Origin of the sequence: Actinomadura sp. 1N219 (assembly GCF_044326405.1) — a bacterium.
In the GTDB taxonomy this organism is placed as follows: domain Bacteria; phylum Actinomycetota; class Actinomycetes; order Streptosporangiales; family Streptosporangiaceae; genus Spirillospora.
The window spans coordinates 405,663-432,126 of record NZ_JBIRAY010000008.1 but is presented as its reverse complement, the minus strand read 5'-3'; the positions used below and the strand labels follow the sequence as shown (position 1 = coordinate 432,126).

The window sequence follows — 26,464 nt, the reverse complement described above, 5'->3', positions numbered from 1 at the left end:
CCCGCCCGCGCCGCCCCCCGTGCGGGATGGTCAGGGGCGCTGGGTCTCGTTCTCTACGGTCTGGCGGATCAGGTCGTCGGCCGACTGCGTGCGTGCCGCTCCTTTGGGCGCGTCGTAGGGGCGCAGGTAGGTCTGCTTGACGCCGGGCTCGCGGTCCTCGACCACGAACGTCGCCTTGACGGACGCCTTCGCGTCGTGCGTCCGGACGGTCGGCAGCGTCTTGAAGTCGGCCTTCATCTCGTCCTTGTCCATCTTCGTGATGACGTAGCCGCGCTGGTTGTTGTAGAACCGCAGATGCGGGTTGATCTTGAGGAAGGGGTGGTCGGCGGGGTTGGAGTCGGCCCCGTCGCCGCCGCTGGTGATGGACGAGCACACCAGCTCCGCGCCGACCGTCTTGGAGCCGGCGTCGTCGTAGTCGGCCTTGAGGTCGCTGGCCCAGTGGGCGTGGACGTCGCCGGTGAGCACGACGGGGTTGCGGACCTTGGCGTCCAGCCAGCCCTTGGTGATCCGGTCGCGGGACGCGGCGTAGCCGTCCCAGGAGTCCATCGAGGTCTTCTTGACGGGTCCCTCGGTGTTGTCGCGCTGCGCGAAGAACACCTGCTGGCCGAGGACGTCCCACTGGGCGCGGGAGCGGCGGAAGCCGTCGAGCAGCCAGCGTTCCTGCCGGTCGCCGGTGATGGAGCGCTTCGGGTCGAGCGCGTCGGGGCAGTCCTTGTAGCCGTCGCCGCAGGCCTGGTCGTCGCGGAACTGGCGGGTGTCGAGCATGTGGAAGTTGGCGAGCCGGCCCCAGGAGACCCGCCGGTAGACCTGGATGTCGGGGCCGCGCGGGACGGAGCGGCGGCGCAGCGGCATGTTCTCGTAGTACGCCTGGAACGCGGCGACGCGGCGGGCGCGGAACGCCTCGGGGGACGGCGTGTCGGAGTTGTTCTCGGGGACGTCGTCGGCCCAGTTGTTCTCGACCTCGTGGTCGTCGAACACGACGAGCCAGGGCGCGGCCTGGTGCGCGGCCTGGAGGTCGCGGTCGGACTTGTACTGGGCGTGCCGCTGCCGGTAGGTCGCCAGCGTGACGGTCTCGGGGCCCTCGTGGTCGCGGACGTTGCCGCCCGGGATGGTGTAGACGCCCTTCTTGTACTCGTACTGGTAGTCGCCGAGGTGCAGGATCAGGTCGGGGTTCTCTTCGGCGAGCCGCCGGTACGCGGTGAAGTAGCCGTGCTCGAACTGGGAGCACGACACGAAGGCCATCGCGAGGGCCGGGCCGTAGGTGGCGGGGTGGGGGGCGGTGCGGGTCCGTCCGACCGGGGAGATGTGGCTGCCGGCGCGGAACCGGTACCAGTACTCGCGGCCGGGGCGCAGGCCGTTCAGCTCGATGTGGACGGAGTGCGCTGAGGCGGCGCGGGCGGCGGCGGTGCCGCGGCGCTCGACGCGGCGGAAGCGCTCGTCGGACGCGACCTCCCAGCCGACGGGGATCGTCGTGGCCGGCATGCCGCCGAGGCCGTCCTCGGCGAGGGGGTTCAGGGCCAGCCGGGTCCAGAGGACGAACCCGTCCGGCTCGGGGTCGCCGGACGCGACGCCGAGGGTGAACGGGTCGCCGTCGAGGGCGCGGGGGCGTGGGGCGGCGTGCGCGGGGCCGGGGGCGCCGGCCACGGCGACGGCGGTGGCGAGCCCGCTGGTGACGAGGAAGCTTCGCCGGTTCAGCGCGCGTGCGATGTCGGCCATGGGGGTAGCGACCTTTCGGGAGATTCCGGCATCGATCGCCGGAAAGCCTCACGAAGGCCGGTGACCCGCGGGTTCCGCCGGGATGACGTCCGCCACAACAATGATGATCCTTTTGGGCGGAGCCGGAAGGTCGCGCGCAGCGCGGAGAAAGGATGCTAGGGTGGCAACTTACGAGTTGCGCACAAAAATTCCATCCTATGAATAGGAGCGTAGCACAGGCATGGGACTCCGTCAAGCGGACGCTGTCAACCCCGAACGCGAGGAAAATGCGCGGCAGGCCGTGATTCGCACCGAGCAGGAGTACGTGTCCCGCGTGTACACGCGGCTCGACGTCGAGCGGGAAAGGGCCGAGCGGGCGTTGCGCGAGGGCCCGGCCACGGGCGGCGGAAGCGCGTTCCAGGCCCGGCTGGAGAGCGCCGTCGCCACCGACGAGGCCGCCCGCCGCCTCGCCCGGCTCGGCGGCGTCGAGCACGGCCTGTGCTTCGGCCGGATCGACCATCGCGCCGACGCGGACGGCCCGGGCGACACGTTCTACATCGGCCGCGTCGGCCTCCGCGACGAGGACCACGAGCCCCTCCTGATCGACTGGCGCGCCGCCGCGGCCCGCCCGTTCTACACCGCCACGCCGGGCGCGCCCGGCACCCTCGCCCGGCGCCGCCACCTGCATCTGCGCCGCCGCGAGGTCGTCCGGCTGGACGACGAGGTGTTCGACCTGGAGGGCCTGGACGAGTCCGAGCGCCGCGGCATCGTCGGGGAGGCCGCCCTGCTCGCCACGCTCCGCCGCGGCCGGACGGGCCGGATGAGCGACGTCGTCGCCACCATCCAGGAGGAGCAGGACCAGGTCATCCGCTCGGGGCTGCAGGGCGTGCTCGTCGTGCAGGGCGGTCCCGGCACCGGCAAGACGGTCGCCGCGCTGCACCGTGCCGCGTACCTGCTCTACACGCACCGGGACGTCCTCGAACGCCGCGGAGTGCTCGTCGTCGGCCCGAACGCCACGTTCCTCCGCTACATCGATCAGGTGCTCCCCGGCCTGGGCGAGACCGACGTCGCCCTGGCCACGGTCGGCGAGCTGTACCCGGGCCTGAAGGCGACCGCCGCGGAGGACCCCGCGGCCGCCGTCGTGAAGGGCGACCTGCGGATGGCCGACCTGGTGCGGGAAGCCGTCCACGACCGGCAGCGCGCCCCGTCGGACGGCCTGCGCGTCAAGACCGATGGCCTCACCCTGGTCGTGGACGCCGAGACGTGCGAGCGCACACGCGACCGCGCGCGGGGCCTGCGCCTCCCCCACAACATGCAGCGGCGCCGGTTCGTCCACGACCTTCTGGAGGCGCTCGCCGTCAACCGCGCCGAGCAGTACGAACGCATCATGGACGAGCCCCTGGAGCAGCTGGCCGCCGACGGCGGCCTGCCCGCCTGGCTCCAGGAACTCATCGACGAGGCCGAGGACGAACCCCTCCTGGACGAGACCGAACTCCGCCTGGCCAAGGAGACCCTCTGGCACGACCCCGCCGTCCGAAGCGCCGTCAACGCGCTCTGGCCCGAGCTGACGCCCGAGCAGCTCCTGGCCGACTTCTACGCCGATCCCGATTCCCTCGCCCGGCTCGGACCCCGCGCCGGGCTGACGTCCGCCGAATCGGCACTCCTGCACCGTCCGTTTAACGCCCCATGGACGATCTCCGACGTGCCGCTCCTGGACGAGGCCGCCGACCTCCTCGGCAAGGACGACTCCGCCGAGAGGGCCCGCGAGCGCGCGGCCGCCGCCGAACGCGCGAAGGAGGCGCGGTACGCCCAGGAGGTGATCGAGTCCGCCGACACCGGGAACGTCGAGATGCTCGCCGCGAGCGACGTGATCTCCGGGAGCGACCTGGCCGAACGCCACCACGACGGCGGCCCGCCGCTCACCACCGCGCAGCGCGCGATGGCCGACCGCGAATGGGTGTACGGGCACGTGATCGTCGACGAGGCGCAGGAGCTCTCCGAGATGGACTGGCGGACGGTGATGAAGCGCGTCCCGACCCGTTCCCTGACCGTCGTCGGCGACATCGCCCAGACCGGCAGCGCCGCCGGGGCCGCGTCCTGGGGGCAGATGCTCGACCGGTACGTCCCCGGCCGCTGGCGGGAGCAGCGCCTGCTCGTCAACTACCGCACCCCGGCCGCCATCATGAAGGTCGCGGCCGGCGTCCTCGCGGCCGTCGCGCCCGGCCAGACGCCGCCCGAATCCGTCCGCGACGACGGCCCGCCGCCCACCGCGCTCGCGATGCCGGTCGCGGAGCTGCCGTCGCTGGTCCGGTCGGAGCTGTCGAGCATCGCGGCCGGGACGCCCGACGGCATCGGCGGCGCCTTCAAGGAGGGGCGGCTCGCCGTCATCACCTCCGCCGCCCGGCACGCCGCGGTCCTGGAGGCGCTCCCGGCCGCCGCCGCGGGCGCGACCCCCGAGGCCCTCGACTCCCCGGCCGTCGTCCTGACCACCGGGGAGGCCAAGGGCCTGGAGTTCGACTCGGTGATCATCGTCGATCCGGCGGGCGTCCTGGCCGAGTCGCCGAAGGGCGGCCAGGACCTCTACGTCGCCCTGACCAGGGCCACCCGGCGGGTGACGGTCGTCCACGACGGCGACCTGCCGCCCCTCCTCGCCGACCTGGCCTGACGGCTAGGACGGGGGCAGCCGGATCATCGGCCGCTGCCCCCGCCCGCCGTCCAGGGGCGCCTGCGGAAGGCTCGGCGGCCTCCGCACCGGCGGCAGCGGATCGAGCTCGATGACGCCGCGCTCGTCGAGCGCCCTGGCCCAGTGCGCCGCGTCCGGCCGCAGCCCGCGCGGCCGCGCCGCGTCCGCGAACCGCGCCGCCACCTCGCCCGCGATCCGCTCCGGCACGCCCGGCACGCACTCGACCACGCCTCCCGGACGCAGCGCGGACGTCCTCGTCAGGACGCGCGCGACGAGAAGGGCCAGCTTGTACCGGTCGGTGTCCAGGTCCGGGCCGGTCGCCGGCTGCTCGGGATCGTCCCAGTCGGGGGTGGACGGCTGCTCGAGGACGGGCCGCGTCCCCGTCTCGCGGATCCCGTCGCAGTCGAGCAGGAAGACGTCCCCGGCGGGCGACCACAGCAGGTTGTTCATGGACACGTCACCGACCACGAGCCGCTGGGAATGCAGCAGCCGGAACAGCGCCACGGCCCGGCGGACGATCTCAAGCCGTCCGTCCGCCTCCGGAGGCGTGATGTCGCCCCACATCGCCTTCGGCTCGTACAGCAGATACTGCAACTCGCGAGGCCGGGGCTTGGACGCCGTCCGGCCGTAGAACTCCTTCGGGATCTTCCGCATGACGAAGCCCTTGACCTCGCCGCCGTCCAGAACGCGCGCCAGCGGCCAGGCCGCCTGCCGCAGCAGCCCGTCCCGGTCGGCCTGGCGCATTTCACCCGGCAGTTCCACCAGCCGCTGCAGCGCCGCCCCGTTCACGCCGGACGCGAAGTACTCCTTGTAGACGTAGCCGTCCCCCGCGCGGCGCAGATCGCACACCTTGCCTTGGCCGCCCGTGCCGAGTTCCTTCCCGAGCACCAGGTCGCGCAATTGGATGTCTCTGCCGTCCGGCCAGGCCATCGCTCTACCGCCCCCAGACGCATATGGCCGAACGGTCGTCGCCGTACGACTTCGCGCGGAATGCCAACTGCCATCCGAATTCCAGAATCCCGGGCACGGGGCCGCTGCTCCACCATTTGACGAGCTGTGCCTTCACCTCGTCGTTGTGCATCGGGTTCGAGAGCCCGTCCGTGCACAGGACGAGCACGTCGTCGTTCCCGAGAACCACCGCGCGGGTCTCGACCGCGCCGGGATCGCCGGGCAGCGCGCTGGTGCCGGAACCTTGGACGGCCTCGTCCTTGTGGGCGTCCTCGAAACACTCTCGGAAGGTGCCGTCGCGCAGCATGTAGGCCGTGCTGTCCCCGACGCGCAGCACGACGCCTCTGCGCGGCCGGTCCGGGGGCGTGAGTTCGACGACGGCGGCGACGAGGGTCGTCGACAGGGTCTCGGCGCTGATTCCGCGGTTGCCGGCGTCGGCGAGCATCCCGGCGACCACGCGTCCGAGGACGTCCGGCGCGCAGGCGGCGGGGTCGTCCCACAGCCCGGCGCCGCGTTCGATCTCCTCGCGCAGCAGGCGGCAGGCCAGGGCGGATCCCAGGTGCGAGTTGGGCTGGCTGCCCAGGCCGTCCGCGACGCAGCAGAGCAGCGCGTCCGTCCCGTCCAGGGTCAGCGGCCAGAGGGCGGCGGAGTCCTGGCGGGGCTCGGTCAGGTACCGGTGGTCGTCGCCGCGGAGGGAGGCGGCGCGGACGGTCAGGCCGTCGAAGTCCGCGCCGTCCAGCGCCGTGTCCGGAACGACCTCGGACAGCCGCGGAAGCCTCCGCGCGATGCCGCCCTTCGGATGCGGCCGCCGGTACTCGGGCGGCGGAGCGAAGACCGCCTCCCCGGACGACGGCGGCGGGACGGCTTCGTCGTCCACGCGCACGGGCTGCACCGGCGGCTCCGGAGGCGGCGCCCATCGCATCAGGGGCCGCGGCACGTCACCGGCGGCCTGCCGTCCGGGGCCGGGCGGGGCCGTGACCGGCGGAGCCTCCTCCGTCACGGACATCGCCTCGTCGGTGTGGCGGCGCCAGGAGTCGTCGTCCGGGGTCTCCGGTCCGGGACGGCGATCAGACGACATCGGCCGGAAGCGTGGTGAAGCCGGGCACGTCGTTCGGCATCTGCAGGCTCATGCCGCCGTCGGCGTCGGCGCTGCTCCCGGAGCGGACGATGGAGCGGATCAGCGACTGGGCGAACTCCTGCAGCGCCTCGGCGACGCCGAACTCCTCCTTGGCGATGAAGGCCCGGAACGTGGCGACGCTCTGCAGGGTCTGCTGGTCGACCTGGCCGAAGCCGAACGCGAGGATGTGCGGGTGCGGCCCCCAGGACGGGTCCGTGACGCGCTTGTGCGCCGAGGCCCAGTCGGCGGAGTCGTTGGGCTGGCCGTCGGTGAGGAAGAAGACGGCGGGGCGGAGGACCTGGTGGCCGTCGCCCTTGAGCCGTTTGACGTCCTGCCCGATGGCGTCCCGCAGAAGGTCGAAGACCTTTCCGTAGGTGGTGCCGCCACCGGCCGTCATCGCGGGGATCGACGTGACGTTGCTCAGGTCGGACAGCGGGAGCAGAACCTGCGGCTCATGGTTGAAGCTGATGAGGCAGAAGCGCGTCTTGTCCGCCACGACCGGGTTGCTGCCGATCGCCTGGTGAAGTTCGGGAAGCGATTTGTTGATCTCGTTGATGGGCTCGCCCGTCATCGACGCCGACTCATCGCACACCAGGTAGAAGGGCAGGATCTGCTCGCTCATGCGTGGTTCCCCGGGTTCTTGTGGAAGAGGTAGATGTTGAGCATCACTTCTCCGCCGGACGCTCCGAGGAGCTGGAAGTCGCGGGTGGCGACGTCGGCGAAGAGCGTGGCGTCGGCTCTTTTCAGCAGTTCGTTGACGTCGTGCGCGAAGGCTTCGCCGCCGTTGTGCTGCGCGCCGAACGTCAGCACGATGCCCGCCTTGCGTCCGCGCAGGCCGGGCTCCGCCCGGATGGCGCGGCGCAGGGCCTCGACGGCGCCGCGGCCGCCGTCCTTGGCGTCGCCGGCGTCGACGGTGAGCGTGACCTCCACGAACCGGCGTTCCAGCGCTTGCCGGGGCGCCGGCGTGGGGCGGGTGGCCGGGCGGGGCGGCGGGTCCTGGGTGCCGAGGACGACGATGGCGAACGCGAGGAGCAGGTCGGCGAACAGCCATCCGGCGATGGCGGTCACCGACGTCCGGAGGTTCATCGGAACAACCGCCGCCTTCGTCCGCCCGCCTTGGCGAGCTGGTCGCGGAGGTGGTCGACCGAGCGCCGGAGCTCGGCGAACTCGGCGGTGACGGCCCTGGTGCGGTCGTCGGCGAGGGGCAGGCCGGTGAGCAGCCGGTCCATTTCCGCCTCCATGGTCGCGATCGCGGCGGTCATCCCGTCCTCGAGTTCGCGGACCGCCGCCGGCAGCTCGTCGAACGCGGACCGCGTGGACGTCAGGAGCCGCTCGATCTCGCCGACGATCAGGCCGAGGTGGTCGGCGGCGGCCTCGTGGCGGTGCGAGTACATGGCGCCTTCGGTGCGCCATTCGTCGAGGGCCGTCCGGATCGCCGTGCCGCTGGCGTCGAGGGCGGTGCCGATGCGGTCGCCGAGCCGGTCGCGGTCGGCGTCCGCGGCGGACCGCAGCTCCGTCGCGGCCTCCGCCACGGCCTTGCGGAGGCGCTCGGAGTCGGCCGTCGAGGAGCGGGACAGGCCGGCGGCCGCGTCGGCGACGGACGTGGCGGCCGAGGCGACCTCGGTCAGGCGGCGGCCGACGCCGTCGATCGCGTCCTCGACCCGTCCGGCGGTCGCGCGCATCGCGTCGTCGCTCTTCAGCAGCGCCCCGGCCAGCTCCTCGACGCGTTCCATGCCGGTGCGCGCCTGCTCCAGGGCCTGCTGCGCCTGGCGCTGGAGGTCGTTGGCCACCGCGCCCGCCTTTCCGGCCGCGTCGGCGGCGGTTTCGAGCCGCTGCGCCGCGTGGTCGACGCGGGAGGCGTCGTCCATTCGGAAAAGGCCGAGGTGGAAGTCGGCGGCGGTGAGCGCACCGGCGAGGTCGCGGGTGAGGCGCGCCCGCTCCTGCGCGTCGGCGCGGTCGGAATTCCTGCGGATCAGGGCCTGGCAGACCGAGACGAAGATCAGGAAGACGATCGCGAACAGCGTCCACAGCGCGATTCGGTCGAAATAGAAACCTTCGCCGAGACGGCCGTTGAAACCCGTCTGCCACTGTTCGAGGAAGGACTTGCCGGCGAGCGCGGAATCGCCCCTGCTGCTCCGGTACGCGCTCGTCGCCTTGTAGAGGCCGATCCACGTCAGCATGATCGGCAGAAAGATCAGCACGGCGGGCAGGAGGTCGAGGACGGCGGCCGTCCAGCGGCGCGTCCCGCTCTGCGGACGGTCGCCGATCGTGTCGTCGCGCAGGAAGGCGGCGTACAGGTTCACGGCCGCCCACCGGCCGAGATCCGTCTCCGCCTCCAGGTCGTCGGCGAGCCGGGTGAGCTGGGGCGATCTTGCGTCGAGGCGTTCCTCCGCCGCCAGGGCCCGCAGCCGTTCCACCGTATCGTCGCGCTCGAACAGATCCGGCGGGCCGGCCGCCCGGCCCGTGGTCGCCGTCAAGGAAAAGCCCCCGTTTTCCAATCTCGGTCGGGTTGTTCCGGACGGCACCATACACGTCCGGCATGAATCGAATATGGGGATTGTTGTCGATCCGCTGTCTTTCGACTGCGTCACCCAGCACAGTGGCCGCATTCGGACGTTCCGTCCGCATCACGCCCGGCGGCGGGCACAGCGGTGCTAATGCCCACTTCATGATCAAGTTCTGTCGCGGGTGTTCGCGCTGGAAATCCCGACCTCGACAATCCGTACTAAAGGCGCAAACCACTCTTCGGGTCCGGTTCGGCGACGAACCGCGCCGGACGCCGTCCCGCGGCAGGTCATGGCGCCGGTCGGAAGGCAAGGGCAGGACGTGACCAAATCCGGCCTGAGTTACTCGAGCGCCGCCCTTTACCCGGCCACCCCCGGGCGAGACCCTGTGCCCCCGTAGAGATCATTTTCTATCCGGGAGGTGCGGGTTGGCCAGGAGATCCCTGAGACGAACCCGGCGGACGATGACGGTGGCCGTGCTGACCGGTGCCATGGTCACAAGTACAGGGCTCGCCGCCGCGGGCGGGGCGACGGCGTTCGCCCAGGCGTCCCCCAAGATCGTGGTGAAGGACGGCGTGACCCAGCCGGTCTTCTCCTACAAGGACGCGATCCGCGAGCACGTGTACGTCGAGTCCGGCGTCGACAGCGACGGCGACGGCAAGCGCGACCGGGTCAACGTGGACATCATCCGTCCCAAGGAGACCGAGAAGGGCCTCAAGGTCCCGGTCATCATGGACGCGAGCCCGTACTACGACAACGCGGGACGCGGCAACGAGAGCGAGCGCAAGACCTACGACGCGAACGGGAACCCGGTGCAGTTCCCGCTCTACTACGACAACTACTTCGTCCCGCGCGGGTACGCGTTCCTCGCCGTCGACATGGTCGGGACGACGAAGTCCGACGGCTGCCCGGTGAGCGGCGGGCCGTCCGACGTGCTCGGCGTCAAGGCCGTGGTCGACTGGCTGAACGGGCGCGCGAAGGCGACCCGCGCGGACGGCAGCGCCGTGCAGGCCGCGTGGAGCACCGGCCGCACCGGCATGATCGGCAAGTCCTACGACGGGACGCTCGCGAACGGCGTCGCCGCGACCGGCGTCGAGGGCCTGGAGACGATCGTCCCGATCGCGGCGATCAGCAGCTGGTACGAGTACAGCCGCATGAACGGCGTGAAGTACTGGACGGACGAGCAGCCGTGGCTCGCCGACTACGTCGACACCGACCCGCCCGCCAAGTGCGCCGCCGTCAACGCCGGCCTCGACGAGGGCGAGGACGACGCGACCGGCAACTACAACGCGTACTGGCGGACCGCCGACTACCGGGACGGGACGATCGGCGACGTCGGCGACGTCCGCGCCAGCCTCTTCGCCTACCACGGCGTCAACGACCTGAACGTGAAGGACGACCACTTCTCGCGCTGGTGGAACGAGCTGGCGAAGCGCGGCATCGACCGGAAGGTGTGGCTGTCGCAGCGCGGCCACGTCGACCCGTTCGACATCCGGCGCGACGACTGGGTCGCGACCCTGCACAAGTGGTTCGACCACGAGCTGCACAAGATCCGCAACGATGTGATGCGGGAGCCGCGCGCCGACATCGAGATCGGCCCCGACCAGTGGATCACCCAGCGGGACTGGCCGTCCCGGGACGCCCGGCCGGTGACCCTGCGGCCCGGCGCGGACGGCTCGCTCGGCCTGCAGCCCGCCGCGAAGGGCGCGACGGCCACGTTCACCGACGATCCCGGCGCGCGCGGAGCGGGCCGCTCGGAGGGCGAGATGGTCAGCGACCCGGGGACGGCGAAGCCGTTCAGGGCCGCGTTCGTGTCGGGCCCGCTGCCGCTGACCGGACGCCTGTCCGGGACGCCCGACGCCCGCCTGCGGATCATGCTGGACAAGCCCACGTCCAACCTGACCGCGCTGCTCGTCGACTACGGCGAGGACACCCGCGTCGACTACCTCGGCCGGGGCTCCGGCATCCGGACGCTCGACACCGAGGACTGCCACGGCGAGAGCACGCCCGGTGACAACGCCTGCTACAAGCAGACGGAGGTCACCACGGTGACGTCGCCGGTGAACGTGGTCGCCCGCGGCTGGCTCGACGCCCAGAACGACCGGTCGCTGAGCCGTCCCGCGCCGCTGAAGCCGGGCCGCTACTACGACGTCCGGTGGGAGACGCTCAGCCAGGAGTACGTGCTGAAGAAGGGGCACCGCCTCGCGCTGGTCATCGCCGGGACGGACTCCGACTACAACACCGAGACGCCCACCGGGGCCGCGGTGACGGTGGACCTGCGCGGCAGCTCCATCAGCATCCCGGTCGTCATCGGCGGTGACGACGCGGCGACCTCGCTCGTCCCGCAGCCGCTGACGACGTGGCGCGGCCCGTCCGGCGTCACGCTGCCCGTCCAGGAACGCAAGTTCCACTGATCCGATGAAGAGGCCGCCGTCCCCCGAGGGGGCGGCGGCCTCGCCACGTCCGGACCGGTGCGCCACGTCCGGGCCCGCCGGGTCAGTGACCGGCCGTGAGCCGCCTGGAGTCGGGGGCCCGCTGGACGGTCACGCGGCCGCCGGGCCGCCCGCGGTCGATGGACTCGAAGGCCCATTCCGCCGACATCATCGCGCCCTCCTGCCATCCGGAGATCGGGCAGACCTGGTCGCCGATCACCATGACGTTGCCGTGCCCCTGGACGTTGACCAGGGTCTCGTACATCTCCCGGTGCTCGGCGATGGTGTGGTCCCAGTGGGCCCAGACGCCGAGCTGGTAGGGCACCTTGTGCCAGGCGACGGTCAGGCCCTGCCGGTCCGGGACGACGGACCGGTCGGCGAACTCGCGGTGCAGCCTCGTCCCGGCGGCCCGTGCCACCTTCAGGCGCTCGGCGTGCGGGCGGGCGCCGAACTTCTCCCCGTTGTCATAGGCGCAGTAGGCGCCGATCAGGACGCCTTTGCCGGACGAGGAGAAGTGGTCGCCGGACGGATACCAGATCTGCTGGATCTCGTCGTCGACCCAGCTGACGCCACCGTAGATCCGGTCCTTCTCCGATTCCCAGAACCGCCGGTTCGCCTGCCAGCCCATCTTGCACCCGGGCGCGAACCAGACGCCGGCGACGGCGCGCGCGAATTCGCTGGAGAATCCCTCAAGCTCGACGCGCTGCCGCAAAACCGGGATGGGGATGCTGCTCAAACAGTAGTCGAAACGCTTGTCGTGCCGTCCGTCGGCGTCCTGCCACGCGACACGGACGCCATCTTCACTTGACCTGATTGCGTGCACGGGTGCATTGAGAGTGATGGTTCCGGAGGGAAGCGCGGACGCCATCCGGCGGACGAGATTGTCCATTCCGCCGACCGGCTGGAACATGGTGACCTGGTAGCCGTATTCGATCTCGTCGTAAAATCGCTGCTCCCAGAATCCGCTTTCCACGATGTCGGGAAGGGACAGCGCGCCGATCTTCTCAGGCGTCTTCGGAATGCTGAGCGGCACGGCCGCCCCCGAGCGCAGGGACCCCTTGTAGGCGTGGTCCTCCGCGTCGAGGTCGCCGAACGCGGTCAGCAGGCCCAGCAGTTTGGCGCGCTGGGCGTCGCTCAGCCCGCCGGCGTCCAGCAGCCCGTTCTTCACCGCGGCCGCCGCGTACGCGGCGACGTGCCCGCGGACGTCGTTGGAGAGGTGGCCGTTGGTCACGGCCGCCCGCCGCCACACCCGGTCGGTCTGGTACAGGTTCGCGGCCGTCCGCATCAGGTACGGCTCGAGCGCGACGCCGAGCCTGCGGCACATTCCGATGACCCGCTGGTGCTCGAAGGACAGCCGCGCCGGCCCGAGGTCGGCGTGCAGGCCGCGGTCGAAACCGCAGGTCTGGGTGCGGACCGAGCCGTCCTCCCACACCTCGGTGATCGTGTCGCCGCGCCGGGCGGTGAAGTTGCGCCCGCCGACGCGCCCCTGCGCCTCCAGGACGGTCACCTTGTAGCCCGCCTCGGCGAACTTCAGCGCGGCGGTCAGCCCGCTGACACCGGCGCCGAGGATCGCGACGGTCTTCCCGCCGCCCTTCCCGCCGGCCGGTCTCAGCGGCCCGGCGGGCGGGGTCGCCGCGTCGGCCGGAACGGCGCCGGTCATGACCTGCAGCAGGGTCGCGGACGCGGCCGCGCCCAGGAATGCGCGGCGGGAAGAGCCATTGTGCGGCTGGTCCATCATGCTCCTTCTGGGAGACGTGCCGAGAGCGGCACGTGACGGACAGCACGGTAAGTGACTTCCGACGATTCCTGACAGGAGCGGAAAATGACCTAGTTGATCACTCAACGCGACAGTGACAGCTCACCGGACGGCGCCCGGCCCGTCCGGAATCGGCCAGTGAATTTCACCACACGGCCGACAAATTAAAAGCACCGAACAAACCCGATTTCGGCCTGGCCCAGCCCGGCCTGGCCCAGCCCGGCCCGCGGACCGAGTGCCGGGTCAGCGGTTGTCGGTGTCCTTGCTCGGCTGGACGCGCTTGGGCTCCCCCGGCATCTTCGGATAGTTGGGGGGATACGGCATGTCGCCGAGGCCGTGGTCGCGCTCGTCGCGGTCGGCGATGTCGAGGAGGCCCTGCAGCGAGAACGACTCGTCGTCGATCGCGGCGTGCAGGTCGCCCAGCTCGGCGAAGCGGGCGGGCATGGTGGCGATCGTGAAGTCGTGCGGGTCGGCGTCGGCCAGCTCGTCCCAGGTCACGGGCGCCGAGACGGGGGCGTGCGGGGCGGGCCGCACGCTGTAGGCGGACGCGATCGTCCGGTCGCGGGCGTTCTGGTTGTAGTCGATGAAGACCTGCTCGCCGCGTTCCTCCTTCCACCACCGGGTGGTGACCTCGGCGGGGTTGCGGCGCTCCACCTCGCGGCCGAACGCGAGCGCGGCCCGGCGGACCTCGGTGAAGGTCCAGCGGGGCTCGATGCGGACGTAGATGTGCACGCCGCCCTTCCCGGACGTCTTCACGAACCCGGTGAGCCCCAGCTCGGCGAGCAGCTCGCGGGCCGGGCCGAGCGCGACGCGGACGGCGTCGGAGAAGTCGGTGCCGGGCTGCGGGTCGAGGTCGATGCGCAGCTCGTCCGGGTGGTCGACGTCGCCGTCCCGGACGGGCCACGGGTGGAACGTCAGCGTGCCGAGGTTGGCCGCCCACGCGATCACGGCGACCTCCGACGGGCACACCTCGTCGGCGGAGCGGCCGCTGGGGAACGCGATCTTGGACGTCCGCACCCAGTCGGGCGCGCCCTTCGGCACGCGCTTCTGGTAGAACGCGTCGGACTTCCCGCCCCCCATCCCCGCCTGCCCCCGCGCATAGTCCTCCCGGGTGGCCATGCGGGCGCCCTCGAAGACGCCGGCGGGCCAGCGCTCCAGCGTCGTCGGACGGTTCCGGGTGGCGCGCAGGATGCCCTCCCCCACGGCCACGTAGTACTCGACGAGCTGCCGCTTGGTGTAGCCGTGCTCGGGAAAGTAGACCTTGTCGGGGTTGGACACCTTGACGAGCCGATCCCCGACCGGGATCTCGATGTAGGGCGAGGCCATACCCAGCACGTTAACCCACAGGTCGGACACGGCGGCGGGTACCGTCGACCGTATGGAGAAGATCCGTAAGAGCGAGGACGAGTGGCGGGCGGAGCTCAGCCCCGAGGAGTTCCACGTGCTGCGGGAGGCCGGCACCGAGAAGCCCTTCACCGGCGAGTACACCGACGCCAAGACCGTCGGCGTGTACCGGTGCCGCGCCTGCCGGACGGAGCTGTTCCGCTCGGAGACCAAGTTCGAGAGCCACTGCGGCTGGCCGTCGTTCTACGCGCCGTCCGACTCCGACAAGGTCACGCTGATCGAGGACCGCACGCTCGGCATGGTCCGGACGGAAGTGCGGTGCGCGGTGTGCGACTCCCACCTCGGGCACGTCTTCCACGGCGAGGGCTACGACACGCCCACCGACGACCGGTACTGCATCAACTCGATCTCCCTAACCCTCGAACCCGCCGAATAGCCCCGGGCAGTACGAGCGGCGCGGCGGGTACTAGCGGGTCTCGGGGACCTCACAGTTGTCCTTGTCGCTCTGCTTGTTCGCGAGGACGACGCTGCCGTTGCCGTCGCTCTCGCCGTGGACGAAGACGCGGGGTTCGTCGTCGCCCGCGTCGCGCAGGAACTGGGTCGTCCACTCGCACAGGTCGACGGCGGGGCGGGAGTTCTCGTCCTCCTCGCCCAGGTCGGTGTACACGCGGACGAACGAGCCGCTGCGGCGGACGTCCGTTACGTGCTTGACGACCCTCTTGCCCGGGTCCCTGGTCTGGAAGTAGGGCACGGCGTCGGCGACGTCGTCCGGGTCGCCGAGGGCGCCCGCAGACCCCTGCGGGGACGGAGGCGCGGCGGAGCGGACGGCGACGGCGGCCGTCCCGGACTCGCCGGTCTCCGAACCGCCGGGCAGTGCCAGCACGGCGGCGGTCGCGATCGCCGCGGCCGCCGCGAGCACCGTCGCCGCGGCGGCCGATCGGTGCCGCCACGACCGGCGCGGCCAGGCGGCGAGGCGGGTCCAGCGGAGCTCGGATTCGGAGGGCGGCCGGGCGTGCCGTCCGCGGGGCCGACCGTCGGGAGACTTGCGCACGGACGGAACCCTACTCAAGTTCAGGCCCGCGTTTGGCCAGGTTGAAGCGGTTCCTCACCTGGCGGACAGATCTCAGGCGAGACCGGCGACAAGTTCGGCGACCGGCTTGCGGCGACCCGTGTAGAACGGGATCTCCTCGCGCGTGTGGACGCGAGCGCGCGCGCCGCGCAGGTGCCGCATCAGGTCGACGATGCGGTGCAGCTCGTCCGCCTCGAAGGCCAGCATCCACTCGTAGTCGCCGAGCGCGAACGACGCCACCGTGTTCGCGCGGACGTCGGGGTACTCGCGCGCCATCTTGCCGTGCTCGGCGAGCATCGCGCGGCGCTCCTCGTCCGGCAGCAGGTACCACTCGTAGGACCGGACGAAGGGGTACACGCACACGTAGGCGCGCGGCTCCTCGTCGGCGAGGAACGCCGGGATGTGGCTCTTGTTGAACTCCGCCGGGCGGTGCAGCGCCATCTGCGACCACACCGGCTCGCTGTTGCGGCCCAGGAACGTCCGGCGGAACCGGGTGTAGGTCTCCTGGAGGTCGTCGGACGTGGGCGCGTGCCACCAGAACATGTAGTCGGCGTCGGCGCGCAGCCCGGCGACGTCGTAGGCGCCGCGGGTGGTGACGCCCTTCTCGGCGGCCTGGTCGAGGAGGTCCTGGACCTCGGCGGCGTCCCGCTCGCCTACCGAGCCCGGGTTCGCGAGCCGGAAGACCGACCACATCGTGTAGCGGATGACGTCATTGAGTTCGCGTGCCTTCGGCTTGCCCGCCGGCTGCGTCATGATCTGCTCCTTCTCGGCTGCGCGGGTCTCGGCCGCGCGGGTCGTCCAGGATCCGGGCGGCGGCCGCGCGCGCGGAGGCGATGCACGCCGGGATGCCCAGGCCGTCGTAGGCGGCGCCTGCGACGGCGAGGCCCGGCTGCCCCGCGACCGCGGCCCGGATCTTGGCCACGCGGTCGGCGTGGCCCACGTTGTACTGCGGGAGGCCGCCGCCCCACCGGGTCACCCGGCTGTCCACGGGCAGCTCGGCAGTGCCGCAGGTCGCGGCCAGCTCGGCCATCGCGGCGGCGGTCAGCTCGTCGTCGGGCCGCTGCAGCAGGCGCTCCTCGCCGAACCTCCCGATGGAGCAGCGCACCGCGATGACGCCGGGGTCGCGATCGCGCAGGTGAGGCCATTTTACCGAGCTGAACGTGACGGCCTTGACGCCGCGTCCGCCGCGTCCCGATGCACGTCCCGGGGGGCGTGGGGGGTCGTCCCCCCACAAGGAACTGGTGTCGCTCTCCACGGCCGGGACGAGGTAGCCGCTGCCCTTGGGGAGGCGCGGGAACGCGGTGGTCCGGTAGGCGAGCGTGACGATCGCCATGCTGGCGTACTCGATGTCGGCGAGCTCGCGGGCGGCGGCCGGGACGTCCGGCTTGAGGAGCCGGGACGCGGGCGCCGCCGGGACGGCGATCACGACGGCGTCGGCGTCCAGGTATTCGGGGTCGCGGGTCGGGCCGACGGTGAGCCGCCAGCCGTGGTCGCGGCGGCGCAGCTCGCGGACGGTCGCGTTCGTCCTGATCGTGCCTCCGGCGGCGGCGACGTCGTCCGCGAGCAGGTGCGGGAGGGCGCCGAGACCGTCCGGCAGGGTGGCGAACACCGGGCCGGGGTCCTTGGGCGCGGCGTCCCGGACGCCCTGGACGGCGCCGATCAGCGAGCGGCGGGTGCGCGCGGCGGCGGCGACGGCGGGCAGCGTCGAGTCGAACGACAGCAGCTCGGCGCGTCCGGCGTACACGCCGCCGAGCAGCGGCTCGACGAGCCGGTCGACGACCTCGCGGCCGACCCGGGCGCCGATGAACGCGGCGACGGACACGTCCGCGCCGCGCCGCGTCTCCGGCAGGACGAGGTCCAGCGGGACGCGCGCCAGCCCGGCCGGGGACAGCACCTGGGACGCGGCCAGCGCCCGCAGGTCGGACGGCACGCCCATCACCTGCCCGGACGGGATCCTCCGCAGCGCGCCCCGGCTGAAGATCGCCGAGGACGTGGTGCCGGGGTTCACCAGGTCGTCGCCGCGTCCGAGGTCGCGGACCAGGTCGAGCCCCTCGGGACGGCGGGCGAGCATCGCCTCCGCGCCCTCGTCCACCGGGACGCCGGCGATCTCGCTGACGCGCAGCTTGCCGCCGATCCGCGGGGAGCCCTCCAGCACGGTCACGCGCATCCCGCCGCGGGCGAGCAGGCGCGCGGCGGCGAGGCCCGCGATGCCGCCCCCGACGACGACGGCGTGGGACGAGGACATGCCCCAAGCCTCCCAGACGCCCCGCGATGCCACGCACCGGGTCCGCCGGGGAAACCTTGGACGCCGTGACGTCCGTGTGCCCTGTTCGTGCCCGGATCGCGACGCGCCCGGCGGAACTGTGACCTGCGCCATCTCCGTCCAAAGCCCATGCGGATCGTCAGGAATGTCAGGCAGGTCGCGTACGTGATGGTCGTCCTCCTGCTCGCCGGGACGCTGGCCGCCTGCAGCAGCGGCGGCAGCGACGGCGGCAGCGAGTCGAAGGCCGTGGACAAGGGCGGCGCCGGGGCGCCGGAGCGCCAGACGGGGACCGGCGGGAGGAACGCGGAGCCCGGCAGCAGGACGACGCCGCAGGCGCCGCTCGCGGGCGCGCGCGAGGTCGTCCACACGGCGCGGCTCCGGGTCAGGGCCGGCGACGTGGACGCGTCCGCCACCAAGGCCAAGCAGATGGTCGCGGCGGCGGGCGGCTACGTCGAGCGGGAGTCGAGTTCGAGCGACCCGGCCCGCTCCGAGATCGCCCTGAAGATCCCCACCCCCCGCTACACCGACATGCTGAACCAGCTCAGCACGCAGCTCGGGACCAAGCTGTCGCTCACGCAGGAGGCCGAGGACGTCACGGGCGAGGTCGCGGACGTGGAGGCCCGCGTCCGGTCCGCCGAGGCGACGCTGGCGTCGTTCCGCAAGCTGCTCGAACGGGCGAACTCCGTCAGCGAGATCATCAACATCGAGCAGGAGATCGCGGAGCGGGAGTCGGACCTGGAGGCGCTGCAGGCGCGCGAGAAGGCGCTCAAGAGCAGCACCCAGTACGCGACCGTGACCGTCACGCTGGAGAGCAAGCCCGCGCAGGCCAAGGAGAAGGATGACGACGACGGGTTCGTGGACGCGCTCGGCGACGGCTGGGACGCCTTCGCCGCGTTCGCCGGCGGCGTCGCCGTCCTGTTCGCCTGGCTCCTGCCGTTCCTGATCCTGGCCGCCGTGATCGCCGTGCCCGTGGTGGCGTTCCGGCACCGCCTGCGCAAGCGGTTCGGGATCGGCGCCCGCCCGCCGGCGCCCCGCAGGCCGGGCCCGCCGCCCGCGCCGGAGCGGGCCGCCGCCGGCTCCGGGCCGTCGGGGCCGGAGTCTCCGCAGGCCCCGCCGCCGCCCGTCTAGCCGCCTAGACGTCTAGCCGCCTAGAGCGTGTCTTCGGTGCTCGCCTCGTGGACGAGGTCCGCGAGGCGGGCCAGCACGTCCGGGTCGGTGGACGGCAGCACGCCGTGCCCCAGGTTGAAGATGTGGCCCTCGGCGGTGCGGCCGCGGGCGAGCACGTCCCGGGCCCGGCGCTCCACCGTCTCCCACGGGGCGAACAGGATCGCCGGGTCGAGGTTGCCCTGCAGCGCCTTGCCGTGCGGGACGCGGCTGACGGCCTCGTCCAGCGGCACCCGCCAGTCGACGCCGACGACGTCCGCGCCCGCCTCGCCCATCAGGCCGAGCAGCTCGCCCGTCCCGACGCCGAAGTGGATGCGCGGGACGCTGAGCGCCTCGGTCTCGGCGAAGATGCGGCGGGTGTGCGGCAGCACGGACTCGCGGTAGTCCTGCGCGGCGACCGCGCCCACCCACGAGTCGAACAGCTGCACGGCGCTCGCCCCGGCCGCGACCTGCACCTTCAGGAACGCGATCGTGAGGTCGGCGAGCCTGGTCATGAGGTCGGCCCACAGCTCGGGCTCGCCGTACATCAGGGCCTTGGTGCGCTCGTGGTTCTTGGACGGCCCGCCCTCGATCAGGTACGAGGCGAGCGTGAACGGCCCGCCCGCGAAGCCGATCAGCGGGGTGGAGCCGAGCTCCCCGACCAGTCCCCGGACGGCCTCGGTCACGTACGGGACGTCGTCCGGCACGAGCGGCCGCAGCGCCGCCACGCCCGCGGCGTCCCGGATCGGGTCGGCGATGACGGGGCCCACGCCCGGCTTGATGTCGAGGTCCACGCCGATGGCCTTGAGCGGCACCATGATGTCGCTGAAGAAGATCGCCGCGTCCACCGCGTACCGGCGCACCGGCTGCAGCGTGATCTCGACGATCATGTCGGGGCGGGCGCAGGACTCCAGCATCGGGACGCCGTCGCGGACGCGCAGGTACTCGGGCAGCGAGCGTCCGGCCTGCCGCATGAACCACACGGGCGTGTGCGGCACCGGACGCCGGCGGCACGCCAGCAGGAAGGGGCTCTCGGACGCGGTGCTCTCAGTCACCGTGTGATCGTCCCACGAAAAAACGGTGAGAAAGCACGGGAACGGGCCCTGGACCGGCACGAACTTCCGGACACGCCGAGCGAAGTCCCGCATTCTGTCACCCGCGCATGCGAACGTGATGCGTGTCATAGCCGAGGGAGGTCCCCCGTGTACTGCTCCACCTGCGGTGATGAACGTATGTTCGAGCAGCCGCCGTGTCCGGACGGTCATGGTGAGGAGTGCCCCGAGCGGGCCTGCGCGGAGTGCGGCACCGCCGTGCTGGTCGGCTCGCCGCTGACCGCGCCCGGCGCCGTCGGGGTCTCCGCCGCCCCCGCGCCCGCTCTGGCGACCCTGGCGTCCGGCGCGCCCACCGGCCGCGCCGCCACCGTGCGGGCCGTGGCCTGATCGGCCCGGCCCCCGAGACGAAACCACCTGTGCCGTGCCTGCTTCCCCTCCGCGTTCCCCCGTCGCCGCCCCGTTCCGACATCTCCGATCCGAGAACCGACCCGACCCACGCCCCCGCACCCGACCACTCCCCCGCGATCAGGCCGGTCCATCCATGAACCCTCCCGCCTTCCAGCGGGCCCTCGGCACGCTCCGCGAGATCCTCGACGGGCCAGGCGTCCGTCCGGAACTCGATCTGGAGGACATGCCAGCCCCGCAGAGCCTGGCGCCCTACGCCGCCGCCTTGTCCGGCAGCGTCTACCGCGACGACGACACCGAGATCGCGATGGGGCGCCTCATCGTCCTGTACGACCCGGGCGGCGACAGCGGCTGGACGAACGGGTTCCGCATCGTCGCCTACATCCGCGCCGATCTGGAGCCCGAGATCGCCGCCGACGAGCTGATCGGCTCCGTCGCGTGGGACTGGCTGCTCGAGTCGCTGGAGCCCGCCGGGTACGCGGGCGTGTCCGGGACGATCACCCGCGCGGTGTCGGAGAGCTTCGGCGACAAGCGCGACGAGCCGTCCACGACGGAGCTGGAGCTGCGCGCGTCCTGGTCCCCGACGGGCGACGATCTCGCCCCGCACGTGGCGGCCTGGTGCGAGGTGATGTGCACCACGGCGGGCCTGCCGCCGTCCGGCGTCGCCGCGCTGCCGGACCGTCCGGGCGGGGCAAGCGGCTGAGCGACGTACGGTAGGGGGCGTGAGCACAGCGTCCGAGACCGAGGCGGCGGAAGTGCACACGGGAGCCGGCAGCCCTTTTCGTCCGTCCGCGTCCCGGAAGCCACGCACGGCTCGTCGACCCGAGGATGAAAAAGGTTCTGTGGGAGTGTCCGAAACGCGCGCCACCGGCCCCGAGCGGGACACCGGTGCTGAGACCACGGCCGCGACGCGGCCCGGGACCGTTCCAGAGCAGGCCGTGCGGGAGCCTGCCGCCGAGGCCGGGGACGCTCCCCCGCCCGTCCCGCTGCTGGAGCCGCGCGACGGCGTCCCGTCCGTCCTCACCGACCCCGCCGACCTGGAACGTGTCATCGCGGCCTTCGCCGCGGGCGCGGGACCGGTCGCCGTCGACGCCGAGCGGGCGTCCGGCTACCGGTACGGGCAGCGCGCGTACCTGATCCAGCTGCGCCGCGCGGGCGCGGGCACGGCACTGATCGACCCCATCGCGCTGCCCGACCTGTCCGGCCTGGACGCCGCGATCGCCGACGCCGAGCTGGTGCTGCACGCCGCCAACCAGGACCTGCCGTGCCTGGCGGAGGTCGGGCTCGTCCCGCGCCGGCTGTTCGACACCGAGCTGGCCGGGCGGCTGCTCGGCTACCCGCGCGTCGGGCTCGGGTCCATGGTCGAGAACGTGCTGGGCTTCCTGCTGGAGAAGGGGCATTCGGCGGCCGACTGGTCGACGCGCCCCCTCCCGGAGGACTGGCTCCGCTACGCCGCGCTGGACGTCGAGCTGCTGGTCGAGCTGCGCGACGCCCTGCACGACGAGCTGGAGGCCGCGGGCAAGCTGGAGTGGGCGCTGGAGGAGTTCGGCGCGATCCTGACGACGCCGCCGAAGCCGCCGCGGGCCGACCCGTGGCGCCGCACGTCCGGCATCCACCGGGTGCGGAACCGGCGCGCGCTCGCCACCGTCCGGGAGATCTGGGAGGCCCGCGACAAGATCGCCCGCGAGCGGGACCTGTCCCCCGGCCGGGTGCTGCAGGACGCCGCGATCATCGAGCTGGCGCAGCGCGCCCCGCGCACGCCCGCCGATCTGCAGGCGCTGCCGACGATGCGGGGACGCGGCGCCCGCCGGCACCAGTCCGCGTGGCTGCGCGCCGTCGCCCGCGCCCGCGACCTCACCGACCGCGGGCTGCCGGAGCCGACCGTCCCCGGCGACGGCCCGCCGCCCGCGCACCGCTGGGCCGACCGCGACCCGGAGGCCGCCAAGCGCCTCACCGCCGCCCGCGCCGTCGTCGCCGCGCTCGCCGACGAGCACTCCATGCCGTCGGAGAACCTCATGCAGCCCGACTCCGTCCGGCGGCTGGCCTGGACGCCGCCGCCGGAGCCGTCCGCCTCGGCGATCGCGGCCGCGCTCGGCGACCTCGGCGCCCGCCGCTGGCAGATCGAGCTCACCGCGCAGCCCCTGGCCCGCGCCTTCCACCGGTTGGAGTGCAAGGGCGACCTCTGAGCCGCTGAGCCGCCGCTGGGCCGCCTAGAGGTCGGGGAGGGGGTCCTTCGGGAGGCTGTCGCGGTCGAAGATCTCGGCGTCGGCGGCGTTGACGACCGCGATGTACTCGTCGTCCATCTCGAACACCGCGCCCGCGAACTCGAACGACGCGCCCGCGCCGGACTCCAGCGGCCCGAGCCGGGTGCCGCGCGGGTAGCTGCCCCAGACGGACTTCGGCGTGCTGCGGCTCATCGCGCCGGTGGAGATCACCGCGATCTGGTCGTCGGTGATGACGAAGATGAAGCCCGCCCCGCCGCCGTACGCCATCGCGGGGAAGATGTAGCGGATCTCCCCGTCGATCCCGAGGAACTCCCGGCAGCGTTCGCGGAGCGGGCGTGGCACCGGCATGGCTGTGAAGTCACCTCCCCCCAGGCGAGACAGCGTCGGCGTCCCAATCATGCACCCGTTCACGACGGCGTCGCCAGGGTCAGGCGGTGGCCAGGGCCGCGGTCGGGGGCAGCCGCGCCGCCCGCATCGCCGGATACAGCCCCGCGACGGTCCCGATCGCGAGCGTCGCGGCGAGCGCGCCGCCGAGCGCCCACACGGGAACGACCGGCGGCCAGCCCTTCCACAGCGCGAATCCGGTGGTCACGGCCGCGCCGAGGACGACGCCCGCCGCGCCGCCGAACGCCGACAGCAGCAGCGACTCGGCCAGGAACTGCGTCCGGACCTGGCCGCGCGTCGCGCCGAGCGAGCGGCGCAGCCCGATCTCGCGGCGCCGCTCCAGCACCGAGATCACCATCGTGTTCGCGACGCCGACGCCGCCGACGAGCAGCGCGACCGCGCCGAGCCCGAGCAGCAGCCCAGTGAACGCGCCGGTCGCCGCCGCTTTGGCCTCCAGCGCGTCCGAGGGGCGGCTGACCTGCACCTCCTCGGGATGCTCCGGGTTGACCGTGCGGGCCAGGACGTCCCGGACGTCGGTGACGGACGCGTCCGCCGACCGCTCGTAGATCGTCGTCGGGTGCCCGTCGAAGCCCAGGTAGCGGCGCGCCGCGTCCCAGCCGACGAGCGCGGAACGGTCGATCTCCGGCGCCAGCTCCGCGGGCCGCAGGACGCCGAGGACGACGAACCAGCGCCCGCCGATCCACACCTGGCCGCCCGCCCGGTCCAGGCCGAGCCGCCGCGCCGCCTCAGCGCCGAGCACGACCCCCGGGTAGCGGGCCGTGCCCGCGTTCAGCCAGCGCCCGCTCGCCGTGGCCACGCCGAGGGTGCCGAGCAGGTCCGGCGTCGCGGCCTGGACGGAGATGCCGTGCGTGACCTCGTCCGGGATCTTGTCGGTGCGGCGCACGGTGGCGGCCACCGCGCCCGTCGCGCCGACCGCCGTGACCGGCCCGATCCGCCGGACCATCTCCGGCGCCGACTCCGGCAGCGCGGCCTTCTCGCCGAACAGCGTGTCGCCCGGCCGGGCCGTCAGCAGGTTCGTGCCGAGCCGGTCGAGCCGCCGCAGCAGGTCCTCCCTCCCGGACGACGAGATCCCGATCACCGCGACCATCGTGGCGATCCCGATCGCGATGCCGAGCGCGGACAGCACCACCCGCGTCGGACGCGCCCGCAGCCCGCCCAGCCCGACGCGCAGCACGTCCGCCGGGCCGAGCCCCGCCGGCTCCAGTTCTGACGTCGCGCTCATCGGCCGCCCGCCTCCGCCCGCTCGTCGGCCACGATCAGGCCGTCCAGGACCCGGACGCGGCGCGGCGCCGCGGCCGCCACGTCCAGATCGTGCGTGATGATCGCGACGGTGGTCCCGGCGCGGTTCAGCTCCTCAAGCAGCGCCAGCACCCCGGCGCCCGCGGCGGAGTCGAGGTTGCCGGTCGGCTCGTCCGCCAGCAGCAGCCCCGGCTCGCCCACGACGGCCCGCGCCACCGCGACCCGCTGCTGCTCGCCGCCCGACAGCTCGTGCGGCCGGTGACCGGTCCGGTGCCCGAGCCCGACCCGCCCGAGCGCCGCCCCGGCCCGCTCCCTCCGCTCCCTGAGCCCGGCTCCGGTGTACAGGAGCCCGTCGGCGACGTTGTCGAGCGCGCTCACCCCCGCCGCCAGATGGAACTGCTGGAACACGAACCCGATGTGGCGCGCCCGCAGCGCCGACAGCGCCCGGTCGCTCAGCCCCGCCACCTCGTGCCCGGCGACCCGCACGCTCCCCCTGGTCGGACGGTCCAGCGTCCCGATCATGTGCAGGAGCGTCGACTTCCCCGACCCCGAGGGCCCGACGATCGCCGCCAGCTCCCCCGCCTCGATCACCAGGTCCACGCCCCGCAGCGCCGCGACGCCGCCGCCGTACTCCTTGGCCACCCCGGCCAGCTCCACGATGTTCGTCATTCCGCGGGCACCCCGACCTGCACTCCTTCGGCGATCCCGGCCCCGGCGACCTCGACCCGCCCGCCCCCGAAGGCCCCGACCTGCACGGCCAGAAGCCGCCTCCGCCCGCCGTCCACGACCTCGACGCCGAACCCGCCCTCGCGCAGCGCGAGCAGCGCCTCCACCGGCACCGACAGGACGTCCTTCCGCCGCTCGCTCTCCAACTCGACGCTGACCGGGGCCTCGTCGAACCGTCCCGTCCCGGCGTCGCCGAGGGAGATGTCGACGCCGATCGTGGTCTTCTTCTCCTGCCCCTCCCCCGTGCCCTCCGCGACCTCGCCGACCCTGCTGATCGTCCCTTCGACCTTCTTCCCGCCCGGCAATTCCACGGAGACTTTCGCGCCCTTCCGGGCGAGGTCCTGCTTGTCGGTGTCCAGGTCGACGTGCACGACCCGCCGGGTGCCGGCCACGGTCAGCACGGGCTGCCCCTTGGCCGTCTGCTTTCCCTCCGGCGCTTTGACCTCCCTGATCTGCACGGCCCCGTCCAGGAACACGACCTGCGCACCATCGACCATTCCGGTCTGCTCAAGCCCCCGATCGTCCTGCCATTCCTTGACAGCGATTTCGGTGGCCCCGGTGAAATCCCCGTCCACGGTCACACCGTCATAACCGAGAGCGCGCAGGTTCTGTTCGAGCTGCCGCACGTCCTTCCCCGAGTCGCCGTTCTTGAGCACCCGGTACATGGGGCTGCCGCCGTACATGAGCGTGACGGGATCGCCCGCGACTTTCAGCAGCGCCCCGCCCCGCTTGACGGTCGCCCCCTCCCCAGGCGCCCACGTCACGACGCCGGACGCGCCCGTCCACACCTCGCGGACGTCGTCGTGGGTGAGCTTCCCGTCGACCGTCTCGGTGTCCACGAGATCACCCCGGCCGACCGCGGCGGTCCGCAGCTTCGCCGTGTTCTCGGCCTGCGCCTCGCCGCCGTCTACCGTCCAGGCCAGCGCGCCCCCGCCGCCGACCACCACCACGACGGCCACGCCGCCCGCGACGACCCCGCGCCTCACTTCCCGACCCCCGGCAGGCTGCCCCTGCACGCCGCACGCGCCTTCTCGACCGCGTCCCGGCCGGCGCTCGCCGTCGGAATCGCGATCTGCCCGTCCGGCCCCGGATCGGGGACGTCCACGCCGTGCTCCCGCATGCACTGCGCGAACTTGACGTACTGGTCACGGACCTTCGGATCTTTGAGATCCGGAAACTTCCCTCCGGCCTTCAGCCACGACTGGCATTTCTCCAGCGCCGCCTGAAGCTTCTTCCGATCGGTCCCCTTGCCCAGCCGCATCGACTTCTCGTCGACGCTGCCCGGGTCGGGAACGTCCACCCCGTTCTCCCGCATGCACTGCGCGAACTTCAACTGCGCATCCTCCGCCGAAAGCGAAGCCCCACCCGACCCCGACGCCGTAGCCGCCGCCGACCCGCCAACACTGGCGACCCCATCCCCTTCACCACTCCCGCACCCAGCGCCCCCAAGGACAACCG

24 protein-coding genes are annotated in these 26,464 nt (G+C 72.7%); 7 read left to right on the top strand and 17 right to left on the bottom strand.

Annotated features, from left to right (window positions below; all coding sequences use genetic code 11):
- Positions 1-30: 30 nt before the first annotated feature.
- Positions 31-1,716, bottom strand: a complete 1,686-nt coding sequence (locus ACH35V_RS25705) for an alkaline phosphatase D family protein (protein ID WP_395975714.1) — start codon at positions 1,714-1,716, stop codon at positions 31-33.
- A 220-nt stretch (positions 1,717-1,936) separates the two neighbouring features.
- Between ACH35V_RS25705 and ACH35V_RS25700 the strand changes: the two genes are divergently transcribed.
- Entirely contained in the window at positions 1,937-4,360 is a 2,424-nt protein-coding gene (locus ACH35V_RS25700; RefSeq protein ID WP_395975712.1) for a HelD family protein, read from the top strand.
- A gap of 3 nt (positions 4,361-4,363) precedes the next feature.
- Here the strand turns inward: ACH35V_RS25700 and ACH35V_RS25695 are convergent, their stop codons facing one another.
- Genes ACH35V_RS25695 through ACH35V_RS25675 form a run of 5 tightly spaced genes read right to left on the bottom strand, consistent with a single transcriptional unit; the run spans position 4,364 to position 8,920 of the window.
- Positions 4,364-5,308 carry a hypothetical protein gene (locus ACH35V_RS25695; protein ID WP_395975710.1) on the bottom strand — a complete coding sequence of 315 codons (945 nt, stop codon included), beginning with the start codon at positions 5,306-5,308 and terminating at the stop codon, positions 4,364-4,366.
- Between the two features lie 4 nt (positions 5,309-5,312).
- Complete coding sequence (locus tag ACH35V_RS25690) at positions 5,313-6,404, bottom strand: protein phosphatase 2C domain-containing protein (RefSeq protein WP_395975708.1); 1,092 nt, start codon at positions 6,402-6,404, stop codon at positions 5,313-5,315.
- Positions 6,394-7,065 (bottom strand): VWA domain-containing protein, encoded by a 672-nt coding sequence (locus ACH35V_RS25685; protein WP_395975706.1) that lies wholly within the window; start codon positions 7,063-7,065, stop codon positions 6,394-6,396. The genes ACH35V_RS25690 and ACH35V_RS25685 overlap by 11 nt, the downstream gene beginning before the upstream one ends.
- The gene (locus ACH35V_RS25680) at positions 7,062-7,529 is read right to left on the bottom strand and encodes a hypothetical protein (protein ID WP_395975704.1); all 468 of its coding nucleotides are present in this window, start codon (positions 7,527-7,529) and stop codon (positions 7,062-7,064) included. Before ACH35V_RS25680 ends, ACH35V_RS25685 begins: the two co-directional genes overlap by 4 nt.
- Complete coding sequence (locus tag ACH35V_RS25675; protein ID WP_395975702.1) at positions 7,526-8,920, bottom strand: hypothetical protein; 1,395 nt, start codon at positions 8,918-8,920, stop codon at positions 7,526-7,528. Before ACH35V_RS25675 ends, ACH35V_RS25680 begins: the two co-directional genes overlap by 4 nt.
- A gap of 491 nt (positions 8,921-9,411) precedes the next feature.
- Between ACH35V_RS25675 and ACH35V_RS25670 the strand changes: the two genes are divergently transcribed.
- Entirely contained in the window at positions 9,412-11,361 is a 1,950-nt protein-coding gene (locus tag ACH35V_RS25670) for a Xaa-Pro dipeptidyl-peptidase (RefSeq protein ID WP_395975700.1), read from the top strand.
- 82 nt (positions 11,362-11,443) lie between these two features.
- Here ACH35V_RS25670 and ACH35V_RS25665 read toward each other — a convergent pair whose 3' ends face one another.
- Both ACH35V_RS25665 and ACH35V_RS25660 read right to left on the bottom strand, forming a co-directional pair.
- Complete coding sequence (locus ACH35V_RS25665; protein ID WP_395975698.1) at positions 11,444-13,114, bottom strand: FAD-dependent oxidoreductase; 1,671 nt, start codon at positions 13,112-13,114, stop codon at positions 11,444-11,446.
- 264 nt (positions 13,115-13,378) lie between these two features.
- Positions 13,379-14,461 carry a DNA polymerase domain-containing protein gene (locus tag ACH35V_RS25660; RefSeq protein ID WP_395975696.1) on the bottom strand — a complete coding sequence of 361 codons (1,083 nt, stop codon included), beginning with the start codon at positions 14,459-14,461 and terminating at the stop codon, positions 13,379-13,381.
- Between the two features lie 52 nt (positions 14,462-14,513).
- Between ACH35V_RS25660 and msrB the strand changes: the two genes are divergently transcribed.
- Positions 14,514-14,915: a peptide-methionine (R)-S-oxide reductase MsrB gene (gene msrB, locus ACH35V_RS25655; RefSeq protein ID WP_395975694.1), complete on the top strand. Its 402-nt coding sequence runs from the start codon at positions 14,514-14,516 to the stop codon at positions 14,913-14,915.
- Positions 14,916-14,945: 30 nt separating this feature from the next.
- On the opposite strand, the gene ACH35V_RS25650 is transcribed toward msrB, so the two are convergent.
- The 3 genes from ACH35V_RS25650 to hemG form a co-directional block, all read right to left on the bottom strand.
- The gene (locus ACH35V_RS25650; protein ID WP_395975692.1) at positions 14,946-15,530 is read right to left on the bottom strand and encodes a hypothetical protein; all 585 of its coding nucleotides are present in this window, start codon (positions 15,528-15,530) and stop codon (positions 14,946-14,948) included.
- Positions 15,531-15,602: 72 nt separating this feature from the next.
- Positions 15,603-16,301, bottom strand: a complete 699-nt coding sequence (gene hemQ, locus ACH35V_RS25645; RefSeq protein ID WP_395975690.1) for a hydrogen peroxide-dependent heme synthase — start codon at positions 16,299-16,301, stop codon at positions 15,603-15,605.
- On the bottom strand, positions 16,258-17,793 hold the full coding sequence (hemG, locus tag ACH35V_RS25640) for a protoporphyrinogen oxidase (protein WP_395975688.1): 1,536 nt from the start codon (positions 17,791-17,793) through the stop codon (positions 16,258-16,260). Before hemG ends, hemQ begins: the two co-directional genes overlap by 44 nt.
- 147 nt (positions 17,794-17,940) lie before the next feature.
- On the opposite strand from hemG, the gene ACH35V_RS25635 reads away from it, so the two are divergent.
- Entirely contained in the window at positions 17,941-18,939 is a 999-nt protein-coding gene (locus tag ACH35V_RS25635; RefSeq protein WP_395975686.1) for a DUF4349 domain-containing protein, read from the top strand.
- A 20-nt stretch (positions 18,940-18,959) separates the two neighbouring features.
- On the opposite strand, the gene hemE is transcribed toward ACH35V_RS25635, so the two are convergent.
- Positions 18,960-19,976: a uroporphyrinogen decarboxylase gene (hemE, locus tag ACH35V_RS25630; RefSeq protein WP_395975734.1), complete on the bottom strand. Its 1,017-nt coding sequence runs from the start codon at positions 19,974-19,976 to the stop codon at positions 18,960-18,962.
- Between the two features lie 210 nt (positions 19,977-20,186).
- Between hemE and ACH35V_RS25625 the strand changes: the two genes are divergently transcribed.
- From ACH35V_RS25625 to ACH35V_RS25615, 3 genes are all read left to right on the top strand, one after another.
- Positions 20,187-20,393, top strand: a complete 207-nt coding sequence (locus tag ACH35V_RS25625; RefSeq protein ID WP_395975684.1) for a hypothetical protein — start codon at positions 20,187-20,189, stop codon at positions 20,391-20,393.
- A 154-nt stretch (positions 20,394-20,547) separates the two neighbouring features.
- Complete coding sequence (locus ACH35V_RS25620) at positions 20,548-21,114, top strand: DUF3000 domain-containing protein (protein WP_395975682.1); 567 nt, start codon at positions 20,548-20,550, stop codon at positions 21,112-21,114.
- 235 nt (positions 21,115-21,349) lie between these two features.
- Positions 21,350-22,597: an HRDC domain-containing protein gene (locus ACH35V_RS25615; protein ID WP_395975732.1), complete on the top strand. Its 1,248-nt coding sequence runs from the start codon at positions 21,350-21,352 to the stop codon at positions 22,595-22,597.
- A gap of 24 nt (positions 22,598-22,621) precedes the next feature.
- Here the strand turns inward: ACH35V_RS25615 and ACH35V_RS25610 are convergent, their stop codons facing one another.
- The 5 genes from ACH35V_RS25610 to ACH35V_RS25590 all read right to left on the bottom strand — a co-directional run bounded on the left by ACH35V_RS25610 (position 22,622) and on the right by ACH35V_RS25590 (position 26,339).
- A complete protein-coding gene (locus ACH35V_RS25610) occupies positions 22,622-22,984 on the bottom strand; it encodes a hypothetical protein (RefSeq protein WP_395975680.1) in 363 nt (120 codons plus the stop codon).
- 79 nt (positions 22,985-23,063) lie between these two features.
- A complete protein-coding gene (locus ACH35V_RS25605; protein WP_395975678.1) occupies positions 23,064-24,263 on the bottom strand; it encodes an ABC transporter permease in 1,200 nt (399 codons plus the stop codon).
- Positions 24,260-24,949 (bottom strand): ABC transporter ATP-binding protein, encoded by a 690-nt coding sequence (locus ACH35V_RS25600; RefSeq protein ID WP_395975676.1) that lies wholly within the window; start codon positions 24,947-24,949, stop codon positions 24,260-24,262. Before ACH35V_RS25600 ends, ACH35V_RS25605 begins: the two co-directional genes overlap by 4 nt.
- Positions 24,946-25,992, bottom strand: a complete 1,047-nt coding sequence (locus ACH35V_RS25595; RefSeq protein WP_395975674.1) for a peptidoglycan-binding protein — start codon at positions 25,990-25,992, stop codon at positions 24,946-24,948. Before ACH35V_RS25595 ends, ACH35V_RS25600 begins: the two co-directional genes overlap by 4 nt.
- Positions 25,989-26,339, bottom strand: a complete 351-nt coding sequence (locus ACH35V_RS25590) for a hypothetical protein (protein WP_395975672.1) — start codon at positions 26,337-26,339, stop codon at positions 25,989-25,991. The genes ACH35V_RS25595 and ACH35V_RS25590 overlap by 4 nt, the downstream gene beginning before the upstream one ends.
- Between the last annotated feature and the right edge of the window lie 125 nt (positions 26,340-26,464).

Bases quoted from the DNA above. Each gene is read 5' to 3' on its own strand.
- ACH35V_RS25605 (WP_395975678.1), bottom strand. From the start codon at position 24,263: ATGAGCGCGACGTCAGAACTGGAGCCGGCGGGGCTCGGCCCGGCGGAC.
- ACH35V_RS25665 (WP_395975698.1), bottom strand. From the start codon at position 13,114: ATGGACCAGCCGCACAATGGCTCTTCCCGCCGCGCATTCCTGGGCGCG.
- ACH35V_RS25670 (WP_395975700.1), top strand. From the start codon at position 9,412: ATGACGGTGGCCGTGCTGACCGGTGCCATGGTCACAAGTACAGGGCTC.
- ACH35V_RS25660 (WP_395975696.1), bottom strand. From the start codon at position 14,461: ATGGCCTCGCCCTACATCGAGATCCCGGTCGGGGATCGGCTCGTCAAG.
- hemG (WP_395975688.1), bottom strand. From the start codon at position 17,793: ATGTCCTCGTCCCACGCCGTCGTCGTCGGGGGCGGCATCGCGGGCCTC.
- ACH35V_RS25620 (WP_395975682.1), top strand. From the start codon at position 20,548: ATGAACCCTCCCGCCTTCCAGCGGGCCCTCGGCACGCTCCGCGAGATC.
- msrB (WP_395975694.1), top strand. From the start codon at position 14,514: ATGGAGAAGATCCGTAAGAGCGAGGACGAGTGGCGGGCGGAGCTCAGC.
- ACH35V_RS25635 (WP_395975686.1), top strand. From the start codon at position 17,941: ATGCGGATCGTCAGGAATGTCAGGCAGGTCGCGTACGTGATGGTCGTC.
- ACH35V_RS25690 (WP_395975708.1), bottom strand. From the start codon at position 6,404: ATGTCGTCTGATCGCCGTCCCGGACCGGAGACCCCGGACGACGACTCC.
- ACH35V_RS25685 (WP_395975706.1), bottom strand. From the start codon at position 7,065: ATGAGCGAGCAGATCCTGCCCTTCTACCTGGTGTGCGATGAGTCGGCG.
- ACH35V_RS25705 (WP_395975714.1), bottom strand. From the start codon at position 1,716: ATGGCCGACATCGCACGCGCGCTGAACCGGCGAAGCTTCCTCGTCACC.
- ACH35V_RS25680 (WP_395975704.1), bottom strand. From the start codon at position 7,529: ATGAACCTCCGGACGTCGGTGACCGCCATCGCCGGATGGCTGTTCGCC.
- ACH35V_RS25700 (WP_395975712.1), top strand. From the start codon at position 1,937: ATGGGACTCCGTCAAGCGGACGCTGTCAACCCCGAACGCGAGGAAAAT.
- ACH35V_RS25610 (WP_395975680.1), bottom strand. From the start codon at position 22,984: ATGCCGGTGCCACGCCCGCTCCGCGAACGCTGCCGGGAGTTCCTCGGG.
- ACH35V_RS25625 (WP_395975684.1), top strand. From the start codon at position 20,187: ATGTTCGAGCAGCCGCCGTGTCCGGACGGTCATGGTGAGGAGTGCCCC.
- ACH35V_RS25695 (WP_395975710.1), bottom strand. From the start codon at position 5,308: ATGGCCTGGCCGGACGGCAGAGACATCCAATTGCGCGACCTGGTGCTC.
- hemQ (WP_395975690.1), bottom strand. From the start codon at position 16,301: ATGACGCAGCCGGCGGGCAAGCCGAAGGCACGCGAACTCAATGACGTC.
- ACH35V_RS25600 (WP_395975676.1), bottom strand. From the start codon at position 24,949: ATGACGAACATCGTGGAGCTGGCCGGGGTGGCCAAGGAGTACGGCGGC.